Origin of the sequence: Bacillus sp. (in: firmicutes) (assembly GCA_012842745.1) — a bacterium.
In the GTDB taxonomy this organism is placed as follows: domain Bacteria; phylum Bacillota; class Bacilli; order Bacillales; family Bacillaceae_J; genus Schinkia.
In genome coordinates this window covers 1-13,260 of sequence record DUSF01000061.1, presented here as the reverse complement: position 1 = coordinate 13,260, position 13,260 = coordinate 1, and the positions used below count along the sequence as shown (strand labels likewise).

Here is a 13,260-nt window from a genome sequence, read left to right as displayed (position 1 = left end):
TAAGGTACTTTTATAAAAAAGGATGATTCCATTTGAAAAAGGTGAATTTTAAAAAGCGCTATTTGCTCTTCATCATATTGTCTGTTGTCATCATGTTTGCGATATACGGTCATAACAAAAGCATTCCGCCTGGCTTGTCTTTTGAAGGAGAGGAGCATATATCCTATGATGTCGATTTTTTATATGATTTAACGTATGTAAAGGATGGAACGAGAAATAGTGAACAAGTTATTTTTAATAATATTTTGAAAACAATCGCAGAAGCAGAGCAATTTATTGTTATCGATATGTTTTTATTCAATGATGCTTACGATAAAACGGAGCAATATCCAAAGCTAACAGAGCAGTTAACGAATGCACTTGTTGACAAACGTAAAGAAAATCCGCAAATAGAAATAACGTTTATAACAGACGAAATGAATAGCTTTTATGGCTCCTACTCTACAAAATATATAGAACGATTGCTCGCAAGCGGTGTAAATGTCGTTTATACAGATTTAAATAAATTACGAGATTCTAATCCGGCCTATTCGGGGGTTTATCGTGCTTTCATTAGTTGGCTTGGAGATTTTGAGAATGGCTGGCTGCCAAATCCTTTTAGCGAGGATTCGCCAAAAGTGAAATTAAAATCATATACAAAACTGTTGAATTTCAAAGCGAATCATCGAAAATTAATCGCAACTGAAAAACAAGCGATTATTACATCAGCGAATCCACATGATGCCAGTGGTTATCATTCAAATATTGCCTTTGTAATAAAAGGGAACATCATCGAGGATATTGTAAACTCTGAAAATCATGTTGCCGTTATGTCTGATAAAAAATTTAAGCCGCATGCTGTGGCTGTGGCGGCATTGGCGAGCGAAAAAACCGCAGCTAATGATACGGGGGCAGTCAATCAAGATGAAGAGGTAAAGGTAAGCTTTATTACAGAAGGTAAAATAAAAAAGCATCTCATCCAAGTTTTGAACGACACGGTGAAGGGTGATGAAATTAAGCTGGGGATGTTTTATCTTTCTGATCGCGATGTTATTCAATCCTTGTTAGCAGCAGCAAATCGAGAGGTTTCAGTTCAAATTGTATTAGATCCAAATAAAGATGCGTTTGGAATGGAGAAAAATGGGATACCAAACCGTCCTGTTGCCAGTGAATTAGTCGAGAAAAGCGATAATAAAATTCAGGTAAAATGGTATGATACGCACGGTGAGCAATATCATACAAAATTATTATTCATAAAAAAAGCGGAGGAAAGTATATTGATTGGCGGCTCCTCCAACTTCACAAAGCGTAATATTGGCGATTTTAACTTAGAGGCTGATGTAAAAATCACAGCCCAAAATGATCATGCCATTGTAAAAGAAGTAGAAAGCTATTTTACAAGAGTGTGGGAAAATAAAGACGGAATTTACACAGCAGATTATGAAAAATATAAAGATGACTCAAAAGTGAAATATTGGGCATATCGCTTTCAGGAATGGAGTGGGTTGTCTACGTTTTAATAATGAGGGAATCGGCCTTTTCGCTGATTCCCCCATTTTAATTTCTACATATATAAATATTGATAATACTCCTCAAGCATCCGTTTCATATCAAATTTGTCTTTTGTGCTGAAGATGCTATTTTTCATCATCTCAACCCACTTTTCCTGGTTTTCGTAATAGGTTGGGAGGACTTCGTTTAGCAGTACGTCATAAAGTGCTTTTATATCATGGGCATCTAGCTTTACCTCATCATCATTTTCAAAGCCATCGCCAAATTGCCAGCCATTGATGCCATGCTCGCAAGCTTCCGGCCACCAGCCATCGAGCGTACTGACATTGAGGACCCCATTCAGCGCCGCTTTCATGCCTGATGTGCCACTTGCTTCCTTCGGTCTTCTAGGGTTATTTAGCCAAACGTCAGCGCCCCTTGTTAACATTTTGCCAATTTCCATATCATAGTTTTCAAGAAAGACAACGGAATTTGGATATTTTTTTGTCATCGTAACAAGCTTCATCACAATTTCTTTGCCAGTATCGTCTAATGGATGTGCTTTTCCAGAAAAAACAATTTGAATTTGTCCGCTTTGCAATAACGGCCCAATAATCGTTTCATCTGTAAAAATAAAATCACTGCGCTTATAAGGTGCCGCACGTCTCGAAAAGCCGATAATCATCTTTTCTTCTTTAAGGGTAACACCTGTTCTTTCTTTAATAAAATCAATCAATTTTCTTTTGTTGTCCAGATGAATAGTCCATAAATCGCCGTTATCTTCAGCGGCCGCAAGCATCCGTTCATCAACCCATGTTTTCTTGTGGATGCAATTCGTAATGCCAATAATTTCTGAGCGATTTTCAACATGAGCCCACATTTTGTTGGCTGTTTTAGAGTGAAGCTGGGCAACGGCATTCGATTTGCGTGCTAATCGCAACGCGCCAACGGTCATATTAAAGGGTGAGTCGCCAATTGCAACGAGCTGTTCTAATGTTAAGCCGTTATTTGCGCCCATATATATTAATCGATCCAAATAATGCGATTCATTTCCTTGAATAATCGGCGTATGTGTCGTAAAGACGATTTTTTCCTTTGCTGCTTTAACGGCTTCCTCGAACTTTAATCCTTGATTCATTTTTTCTCGAATCAATTCAAAGCCAGCAAATAAAGCGTGCCCTTCATTAAAATGATAAACATCAATATCGATTCCCAATGCTTGTAACGCCCGAACACCACCAATACCAAGCACCATTTCTTGTGCAATCCGTTCTTCCCCAAACCAGCCGTATAATTGTCCGGTAATCCAGTTATCTTCATTTTCAGGCAAATCTGTATCTAAAAGATATAATGGTGCATTCTCATAATGTTCAACTTTCCAAACCTTACAAACAACTTCCCGCTGTCTAATCGTAACGATCACTGAAACACCAGTATCTTCTAAACAATCATACTCATTATTGTAAAAAGCATCATAAAGTCTACCATTCTCATCTATTCTTTGGTCTGTATAGCCTTGCTTCCATTTAATCCCGATTCCGATAATTGGATAATTGAATTCCTGGGCTCCCTTTAAATAATCGCCTGCTAAAATCCCAAGCCCACCAGCATATGTTTTCAGCTCTGAATCCAAGCCATATTCCATACAAAAATAAGCAACAGTTGGCAACTGCCTTGTATTTCCCACAAAACTCCTCCCCAATCTGTAAAATAGTAGTGATTATTCATAATCTAAGATGCTATTCACTTTGACTTCCATTATACGGAAATGTGTATAAAAGGGGAAGAAAAATAGGGACGTAGTCTTTCGACTGAATGCCCATTTTGGAAATAAAGGAGTGTTCAATAGAAAAAAGTTCGTCTATAATTTTAGGAAAAGATGACTCAATACGTGAAGCCTCTTTAATCTTATTACCTACTGGTTGTTACCATAGTTCAACAAAAAGAGCGTCGATCCTTCTTGAATCAACGCCCCCCGTTTATGCACATTTTCACAATCGTAATCAATAGGAAATAGAAACATGATATAGCATATATAAAATGACAAGCCCAATTCCAATAATATAAGCAAGAAAAACTGGATTTAGCAATATAGAATGTTTTCGAATCTTTTCATTGATTTCATTATCTAGTTCGCTTTGCCTAGCACTGACCAATCTCCCAATTCTTAAGGTATAAAATAATCCTCCCACCAACATTAACAATCCCAAACTAGATAAAATGAAATACAAGTCAAACAATGTAATTACCACCTTTTTTCAATATCATTTGAGAAAACATGCTGAAGTATACATCGATTTTGAAAAACAATGTATTTCTTTCTTATTGAACTAACTGGTTTAGCTTAAGTGTATCAATCCCCAAACTTTAAGTTTATTTTACAAAACTCGTCGGCGAATAATGAAGAAATTCTTGTCTTTACATACTATCGTACAGAGATAAAAATTTGCAGGTCTAGTGTAAGCAATTCAGATAGATTGTGTAAAATTTTGGTGGTTCGGTAACAAAAAATACCGCCTAGTCAAGTTAATTGATTAGGCGGATCGGATTATAGCGGTAAGCAGGTATTGTTACATATCCATCTCAACAGCATTATCAAGAACGTCTTTAGGAACGGTAATACTGTCAATTTCATTGTAGCTTGTATAAACGCCATTTACTGTTTGGCTAAGGCGCATCGTTTCACCTTCCATAGTAAAGTCAAGATCCATCACAACATGTAATTGATTTGGCAGATAGGTTTCTTTGTCAATCGCAATTTCGTATTTCATATTATTAATTTTCATACCTTCAGTTAACATTTCATTCTCCGCTAATTCAGGAGAAAGCGACTGCATTGTTTCTTTAATAAATTGCGTGAGCTTGTCACCAGAAGCGGTTAGCTTTAAAATATAGTTCTTATTATCTTCCTCATATGAAAAATCATCGATAAATGATTGTAGCTTTTTTAACTCATCAAGTGGATTTCCTTGTTGGTTAGATAAATTCATTAACTCTTCGGACATATTTGTTGGGAACTTCATCCAGCCCCCTTGTGTAGGCTCATACATGAACATTCCATCCTTTGTTAAATAGACTTCTGTGTCAATGTTTCCAACTTCTTCACCCATGTTCATTTTTAATTTTTGATACATTTGAATAGGGTCTGTGACGAACTGCATTTCGATTTTTGAATCAATAACCATGTCTCCAACTTCAGGTACTCCACTCATATTTTGCTTCATATCCATATCTACAGTAAAACTTTTAATAGTAGCTGATGCTTCTGTTGACCGTTCAAATAGCTGTTCAACAGTTAAGTTTGATTTGCTTACATTGTTACTTTTTTCCGTAGGTTGAGCTGTTTGGTTGCAGGCCGCGAGCATTAAAACTAAGACAAAGCCTAAAACAACTGAAAGGGATTTCTTTAACATTTCTTCCACTCCTTATTTTATAGAATTAAATAAAACCTAAATGACAAACTTCTAACATAATACCATAATTTGGCTGGTCAAAAGTGAAAATAACATGGATTTTACAAAATTTTATATAGATAGATATTTATACCTATAAAATAACTCCGCTAATTCGTGACTTTTGGAGGGGGAGTCAATTGTCAACTGAATTAAAATTACATGGAAAAAACTAGGGTGCCATTTTTAAAGTAATTATCAGCTTTTTACGTTATAATTAAATTTTAGTAGATATAAAGGGAAAGCTACCATCAAAGGAGGATTTTGATGAAATATAAAGTTAGCCACGAACAACTACATCCTACGGTTGAAAAAATCATAAATAATATTGAAAAAGTGATTGTTGGCAAGCAGGAAGAGGTTTTATTATGTTTAGTTGCGCTGTTTGCCGGGGGCCATGTTCTTTTGGAAGATGTGCCGGGCGTTGGAAAGACGATGATGGTACGGGCGCTTGCGAAGTCGATTAATGCCACATTTAAAAGAATTCAATTTACCCCTGATTTAATGCCTTCTGATGTAACGGGAATTTCAATTTACAATCCAAAGGAGCTGCAATTTGAATATCGTCCGGGCCCGATTATGGGAAATATTGTGCTTGCTGATGAAATTAATCGAACATCTCCAAAGACGCAGTCTGCTCTACTGGAAAGTTTGGAGGAAGGACAAATAACGGTTGATGGGACAACGATGACACTGCCACAACCTTTTATGGTTTTAGCGACGCAAAATCCAATTGAATATGAAGGGACATATCCGCTTCCAGAAGCACAGTTAGACCGCTTCTTGCTAAAAATGAAAATGGGCTACCCTACACGTGACGAAGAAATAAAAGTGCTGGAAAATGTAGCTACAATGCATCCAATTGAGGAACTGCAGCCAGTATTAACAATAGAAGAATTGTTGGTGCTGCAAAAGCAAGTAAAAGAAATATTTGTTGATGGATCAATTAAAACGTATATTGTCGATATTGCCAATTATACAAGAAGTCATCCATCTGTTTATCTCGGTGCTAGTCCGCGCGGTTCCATTGCTTTAATGAAAGCGGCACAAGCTTTTGCTTTTATTTCTGGACGGGATTACGTCATTCCGGATGATGTCAAATATTTAACACCGTTCGTTTTTGGACATCGGATTATTTTAAACTCTGAAGCTAGCTATAAGCATATAACTGCTGGAGGAATTCTAGAGGAAATTATTAATCGTCTTCAAGTTCCTGTTCGTAAAGCGTGGTGAGGTCACAGCAATGATAACTATAATGAATCTGCTTAAAATATGGGGCAAAATCATCTTATTAGTGGCAGGTGCTGTTAGTTTATATGCTTATGCGATGTTCCAAGGTGGCTTTGTTAGCTGGTTTCTTCTTTATAGCTTTCTTCCATTTTTGTTTTATTCTATTCTAATTGCTTTCTATTCGTTTAAGTTTTGGAAGATTGAAAGAGCCATCGATGAGCAACTTGTGTATGAAGCGGGAGATACAGTAAAAGTCCAAATCAAAATAACGAGAAGCTTTCCCTTTCCTCTTTATTATTTAATCATCAAAGATACGTTTTCAGTAGGAGAAGGGCAAGAGAAGCGAATGCTTTTCCCTTTATTTAAAAGAAAATTTAGCGTAGCCTATGAGCTAACTGAATTACCGCGGGGGGAACATATTTTTAAAGAAATAACGGTCGCATCTGCTGATTTTTTAGGTCTAATAAGAAAAGAAAATTCATTTAAAGTTGAAAACAAAGTAATCGTCTATCCAAAGCGGCAGCGCTTAAATTTATTTTTTCTAGAAAAACATGTTGGAGCGGGAACGCTTGCGAGGGGCTTGGATGATAAAAAAGAAACGATGATACCGACTAGTATTCGCGAATACGAGCGGGGCGATCGGCTGTCTTGGATTAACTGGAAGATGACAGCTAAGAAAAGCACTTTAATCTCTAAAGAGTTTGAAAGGACCGAAGATCACCGTTACTTCATTTGTATGGATAGGGCGAATCAAATTAATCCGGCTGCATTTGAGAAAATCGTTCATTATACAGCTTCATTAACAGAGGAGCTTTATAAAGCTGGACATCCTTTCAATCTACTTTCGTGTGGAGCAGAACGAACTATTTTTTTATATAAAAAATCGGCAGAATGGCGTAATCAAGTTTTATATCATTTGGCCATTATTAAAAATGATTCAAATTATTTGCTTTCAGAGGTTTTGGAAAGAGAAAAAGCAGAGCTTCCTGAAAAAGGTACATTAATTGTAGTGACAGACCATATGAATCCACAGCTTTTTGAAAGGATGAAGACTTTCGCAAACAAAGAACGGAAAATTATTATAATCCTTTCTTTAGTTGATCACATTCAGAAATATGGTAAACAGCTAATCAATCAAAATATTACGATAAGAGCGATGGATGAGGAGTTAGCTTTTGGGACAGCTGGGGTGAAAACAAATGACTAATCAGCACCGCTTTAATCTATATAATGTAGGGCTGTACAGTTTAGGCTTCATATTATTTTGGGAATGGCTGCGGCCGCTTGAAGTTGTGACAGATACAGGCAACAGCCTTTATTTTATCGTTTTTACGGCTGCATGCTTTTTGCTGTATTTTTTAAAAATACCGTTTTGGTATTCGGTCCCAATCCGTTTTGTACTATTATTGTATATCTTGCACCAGCTCTTTTTTGAAGGGTCATTCCTACAAATTGGTTGGCTTTATCGTTTGTATGAAGATGCCAGCATAAACACGCAAGCACTTTTAGATGCGCGTTGGCTGGAAATGTCAAACTTATTCCGCAGCTTTTTATTTCTTATTTTATTATGGGTCATGAGTTATTTAATGCAGTATTGGCTCATTCAGGCGAAGCGGATATTAGGTTTTTATATTATTACGATTATTTATTTAGGGGTTTTAGATACATTTACTCGCTACGATGCAGGTAATGCAATTGTTCGTACGATTATTATTGGACTTTTAATAGTAGCTTCGCTGCAAATGTTACGCTTACAAGAAAAAGAAGGCATTGCGGTTAGGCCGTATTGGCTCCTTCCGTTGTCTTTCATGATTGCTTTATCCGTTGTGCTTGGATTAAACGTACCGAAAATAGGACCGCAATGGCCTGATCCTGTTCCATTTATTAAAAGTGCTGCACAAGAGCAATTTTTCGATAGCGGGGTTAAGAAGATCGGTTATGATGTCGATGATTCTAAGCTTGGCGGGGCTTTTACTAATGATTATACTACCGTGTTTACAGCAGAGGTTAAGAAGGCCCATTATTGGCGAATTGAATCGAAGGATTTTTATACTGGCAAAGGCTGGGAAGTGTCTGAAAAGTTCCCACAAATATTAATTGATAAAGATAATATTCACTTAAGTATTTTTGAAAATGTTACTAAAGAAAATAATCTAAAGGCAAACATAACGATTGAAAATGCAGGTTCTTATCCACATATTGCTTATCCATCAGGCATTCGCTCATTAAAAACTGAGCAAAATGTACAATTATTGGCTGAGCCCTTTACGGGTAAGCTTTTTACAGAAAAAAATGGCGATGTAGTACAGCTCCGTTCCTATGAAATAACATATGATTATCCTGTTTTTTCAATAGAGGCATTAAAGTTGGCAAATGGAGGAGATAATACCTACATTAGGAGAATTTATACGCAGTTGCCAGAGAATCTTCCGGAAAGAGTTAAAAAACTTGCCAATGAAATAACAAAGGGCAAGGCACCGAGATATGAAAAGGCAAAGGCGATTGAAGCTTATTTTTCAGAACATGGTTTTCTTTATGAAACGAAAAATGTAGCGATACCAGAAGCGGATGAAGACTATGTTGACCAATTTCTATTTGAGACGAAAAAAGGGTACTGTGATAATTTTTCAACATCGATGGTTGTCCTGTTACGGTCGCTTGATATTCCGGCAAGATGGGTAAAAGGCTATACACAAGGGGAGTTTATTAAGCCGCTAGATGATGATGCAAGACTTTATGCTGTAAAAAACGCAAATGCACATTCATGGGTTGAAGTATACTTTCCAGGAATCGGCTGGGTACCGTTTGAGCCGACACAGGGATTTAGTAATTTAAATATATTTACCGCGAATGCTGTACCTGTAGCTTCACAAGCTATTCAAAATGCAGAGGAGCAAAAAGAGCAGAAAGAAAATATAGAAGCAAAAAAGGATAGCGAACAAAAGGGCAATAAGAAAATTGGCAGCGATATGCTTAAAGGTATCAATGTTCCTTTTAAAGAAGCTAGTATTTTCGTCGCTCTAGCTTTGTTGGTAGTTGGTTTATTAATAAAAATGAAAACAACATGGTATCCGTATTGGATTCTTGCAAAATATCGAATTCGTAAAAGCAAGCTTGGCCCAAAAGAAGCGCTTGAAACTCTTTTTTTATTACTTGGAAATAAGGGTCTAAAAATTCAAGATGGAGAAACGCTTAGAGAATTTGCTACTAGAGTGGACGTGAAATTAGGCAGTTCAGAAATGAAAAAAATAGCGGAAATTTATGAAAAACTTCTGTATTCTAAAAGGGAGCCTAAGTCTCAGGAATTGGCGATCATTTTTGAACTATGGGAAAGTTTATTTAAAAAGATAGTACCTTGACCAACGGTCTTGGCGTTGGTATGATAAAAGCGAATAATGATCGTGAATTTTTAAGGAATGTTCGTATTTATTTTTAGGAGTGAATATAGTGGAAATTAGAGAACAAGTAAATGAAATGATTTTAGTTCTGGATTTTGGCAGTCAGTACAATCAGCTTATTACGCGGAGAATCCGTGAATTTGGAGTTTATAGTGAGCTTCATGACCACGAAATTAATGTAGCTGAAATTAAAAAGATGAATCCAAAAGGAATTATTTTATCAGGTGGACCAAATAGTGTGTACGGGGACAATGCTTTTGATTGCGACGATGAAATTTTTAATTTGGGCATCCCGGTATTAGGAATTTGCTATGGCATGCAGCTCATGACCCATAAATTAGGTGGGAAAGTGGAAAAGGCTGGCCAGCGTGAATATGGCAAAGCGACGATTAAAATCGAAAACCAGTCAAAAATTTATAAAGGGCTGCCTTCGGAACAGGTTGTGTGGATGAGTCATGGTGATTTAGTTACTGGCACACCAGAAGGCTTTGTTGTTGATGCTACAAATCCATCTTGCCCAATTGCTGCTATGAGCAATGAAGCACGTAGCTTTTATGGTGTTCAGTTCCACCCAGAAGTACGTCATTCTGAATATGGTAATGATATATTGAAAAACTTTGTCTTTGAAATTTGTGGATGTACAGGGAATTGGTCAATGGAGAATTTTATTGAACTTGAAATCAAAAAAATCCGCGAAATGGTTGGCGATAAAAAAGTATTATGTGCGTTAAGCGGAGGCGTTGATTCTTCTGTTGTCGCTGTATTAATCCATAAAGCAATTGGCAACCAATTAACATGTATGTTTGTTGATCATGGCTTACTTCGCAAAGGTGAAGCAGATAGCGTGATGAAAACATTTAGCGAAGGTTTTAATATGAATGTAATTAAAATCGATGCAAAAGAGCGCTTTTTAGGAAAATTACAAGGTGTTTCTGATCCAGAAAAGAAACGAAAAATCATTGGCAACGAATTTATTTATGTTTTTGATGATGAGTCAGCAAAATTAGAAGGCATTGACTTTTTAGCGCAAGGAACGCTTTATACCGATATTATCGAAAGTGGTACAAAAACAGCACAAACGATTAAATCACACCATAATGTTGGTGGTTTACCAGAGGACATGAAATTCAAACTAATCGAGCCTTTAAATACGTTATTTAAAGATGAAGTTAGAGCGTTGGGAACTGAATTAGGAATTCCTGATGAAATTGTTTGGAGACAGCCATTCCCAGGACCTGGCTTAGGTATTCGGGTATTAGGAGAAATTACTGATGAAAAACTGGAAATTGTTCGTGAGTCAGATGCAATCCTTCGCGAAGAAATTAAAAATGCTGGTTTAGAACGTGACATTTGGCAATACTTCACTGTTCTTCCTAACATCCGCAGTGTTGGTGTAATGGGTGACGCAAGGACATATGATTATACAATCGGTATTCGTGCGGTTACATCGATTGATGGTATGACATCTGACTGGGCACGCATACCTTGGGAAGTGTTGGAGAAAATCTCCACTAGAATTGTAAACGAAGTAGCTCATGTAAATCGTGTTGTTTACGATATTACAAGTAAGCCACCAGCAACGATTGAGTGGGAATAATATTAAATACGAATGTTTATTGTTTTTTTACGATAAACGTTCGTATTTTTTATTGACGATAGAATATGTTCCTGATAAAATATGAGTGTAAATTTTAGTAGAATAATGAAATAAGACGTCGTATAATGTCGGGGATATGGCCCGAGAGTTTCTACCAAGCTACCGGAAATGGCTTGACTACGAGGTTGTTAGAAGGGATTTTATACCTTTCTACTATTCTTCGGTAATAGTCAAGCTCCTGGTATTTCTATATACTAGGAGCTTTTTCTATTCTTGAGGAATGAACTTTTAAGGCTACAAGAATACACATTAAGATGTAACAGCGCCAAAATTAAAAGGAGGATTTCGTATGAAAAAGTATTTCCAGTTTGAACAGCTTGGAACAAATTACAGAACAGAAATTATTGCTGGCCTTACAACATTTTTATCAATGGCTTATATTCTGTTTGTAAATCCAAGTACATTGGCTTTAGACGGGGTGGCAGATTTTCCGGATGAATTAAGAATCGATAAAAATGCTGTGTTTGTTGCAACAGCATTAGCTGCAGCCTATGGATCAATTTTTATGGGTATTTATGCAAGGTATCCATTGGCACTTGCACCAGGGATGGGACTAAATGCGTTTTTCGCATATACTGTTGTTTTAGGTATGGGAGTTCCTTGGGAAACAGCATTAGCAGGCGTATTTGTATCAGGACTTATTTTTATTGTTTTATCGCTTTCGGGTATCCGTGAAAAAATAATTAATGTTATACCGAATGAATTAAAACATGCAGTTGGTGCCGGTATAGGGTTGTTTATTACTTTTATAGGTTTAAAAAATGCTGGTATTATTGTATCAAACCGAGCTACCTTCGTTGCTTTGTCTGACTTGAAAGATCCAAATGCATTATTAACTATTTTTGGCTTGTTAATTACTATCATTTTAATGGTTAGAAAAGTAAACGCTGCTGTCTTTGTCGGAATGGTTGTTACGGCAGTTGCGGGTATGATTATCGGTTTAATACCTAAACCTGACAGCTTAATCGCACCTGTTCCAGACATTACGCCAACATTCGGAGCAGCTTTGGCACATTTAGGAAATGTTTTTACACCACAAATGATTGGTGTAATATTAACATTTTTCATTGTAGATTTCTTTGATGCAACAGGAACGCTTGTGGCGGTTGCAAATCAAGCAGGGCTTGTGAAAAATAATAAGTTGGAACGTGTAGGCAAAGCGTTAATGGCAGATGCAACAGCGGTTTCCGTTGGTGCAGTACTAGGAACATCTTCGACAACTTCTTATGTGGAATCTACAGCAGGGGTTGCAGCTGGTGGTCGCTCTGGATTTACTGCAGTAGTAACAGGAATATGTTTCTTATTAGCCTTATTTTTCTCACCGTTGCTTGGCGTTGTAACACCGTTCGTAACAGCTCCAGCGCTTATTATTGTAGGTGTATTAATGGCTACATCTGTTGGTAGCATCGATTGGAGAGAATTCGAAATAGCAGTTCCTTCATTCTTTACACTAGTAACAATGCCTTTATCTTATAGTATCGCAACAGGTATTGCTGTTGGCTTCATTTTCTATCCTATTACAATGATTGTAAAAGGACGAGCTAAAGAAGTACATCCAATCATGTATGGTTTATTCTTTATCTTTATTGCATATTTCTTATTCTTAAGAGAGTAATAGATTGGTAATTTGCAGGTACCCAGGGAATTTCTCTTTGGGTGCTTTATTATTTTGGCAGACAATAAGGATAAAAGTTTGGGATCAGCAAGAGTGAGAATGCGGCCAAGAATGTGTTAATCAAGGGCGATCATGACCGCGAAGAATGATAACTTGATTACGTTTTTTTTTATTTAAAATATTAGTTGACTATTAAGCTAGTAAGATGATATTATAAAAAAGTTCATCTTTGAAGTGTAACTTGTTTCGAAAGGCTAAAAAAACTTTTAAAAAAAGTCGTTGACTTCTACGAAGATGGATGGTAACATATAAAATGTCGCTAAAACAAAGCGAAATAAAATGTTCTTTGAAAACTAAACAAAATGTCAAGCGTGCAAAAAAAAGGTTGGATAGTAGAATCCAACAACCAAGTCAGTAAAAATTTTGAGCAATCAAACC

Annotated in this window: 8 protein-coding genes and 1 riboswitch; of the genes, 6 read left to right on the top strand and 2 right to left on the bottom strand. The window is 36.6% G+C overall.

What is annotated here, in order from left to right; translation table 11 throughout:
- The first annotated feature begins 41 nt into the window (after positions 1-41).
- Positions 42-1,499, top strand: coding sequence for a phospholipase (locus GX497_17895; GenBank protein ID HHY75052.1), 1,458 nt, complete (start codon positions 42-44; stop codon positions 1,497-1,499).
- 44 nt (positions 1,500-1,543) lie between these two features.
- On the opposite strand, the gene glgP is transcribed toward GX497_17895, so the two are convergent.
- Entirely contained in the window at positions 1,544-3,115 is a 1,572-nt protein-coding gene (glgP, locus tag GX497_17890) for an alpha-glucan family phosphorylase (protein ID HHY75051.1), read from the bottom strand.
- Between the two features lie 925 nt (positions 3,116-4,040).
- Positions 4,041-4,883 (bottom strand): hypothetical protein, encoded by an 843-nt coding sequence (locus GX497_17885; GenBank protein HHY75050.1) that lies wholly within the window; start codon positions 4,881-4,883, stop codon positions 4,041-4,043.
- 306 nt (positions 4,884-5,189) lie between these two features.
- Here GX497_17885 and GX497_17880 point away from each other — a divergent pair, with 306 nt between their 5' ends.
- The 5 genes from GX497_17880 to GX497_17860 all read left to right on the top strand — a co-directional run bounded on the left by GX497_17880 (position 5,190) and on the right by GX497_17860 (position 12,822).
- Complete coding sequence (locus GX497_17880) at positions 5,190-6,155, top strand: MoxR family ATPase (protein ID HHY75049.1); 966 nt, start codon at positions 5,190-5,192, stop codon at positions 6,153-6,155.
- 10 nt (positions 6,156-6,165) lie between these two features.
- Positions 6,166-7,359 carry a DUF58 domain-containing protein gene (locus tag GX497_17875; GenBank protein HHY75048.1) on the top strand — a complete coding sequence of 398 codons (1,194 nt, stop codon included), beginning with the start codon at positions 6,166-6,168 and terminating at the stop codon, positions 7,357-7,359.
- Positions 7,352-9,511, top strand: a complete 2,160-nt coding sequence (locus tag GX497_17870; protein ID HHY75047.1) for a DUF4129 domain-containing protein — start codon at positions 7,352-7,354, stop codon at positions 9,509-9,511. The genes GX497_17875 and GX497_17870 overlap by 8 nt, the downstream gene beginning before the upstream one ends.
- 115 nt (positions 9,512-9,626) lie before the next feature.
- Positions 9,627-11,147: a glutamine-hydrolyzing GMP synthase gene (guaA, locus tag GX497_17865; GenBank protein HHY75046.1), complete on the top strand. Its 1,521-nt coding sequence runs from the start codon at positions 9,627-9,629 to the stop codon at positions 11,145-11,147.
- A 98-nt stretch (positions 11,148-11,245) separates the two neighbouring features.
- Positions 11,246-11,347, top strand: a riboswitch (purine riboswitch).
- A 149-nt stretch (positions 11,348-11,496) separates the two neighbouring features.
- Entirely contained in the window at positions 11,497-12,822 is a 1,326-nt protein-coding gene (locus GX497_17860; protein HHY75045.1) for an NCS2 family permease, read from the top strand.
- Positions 12,823-13,260 lie beyond the last annotated feature (438 nt).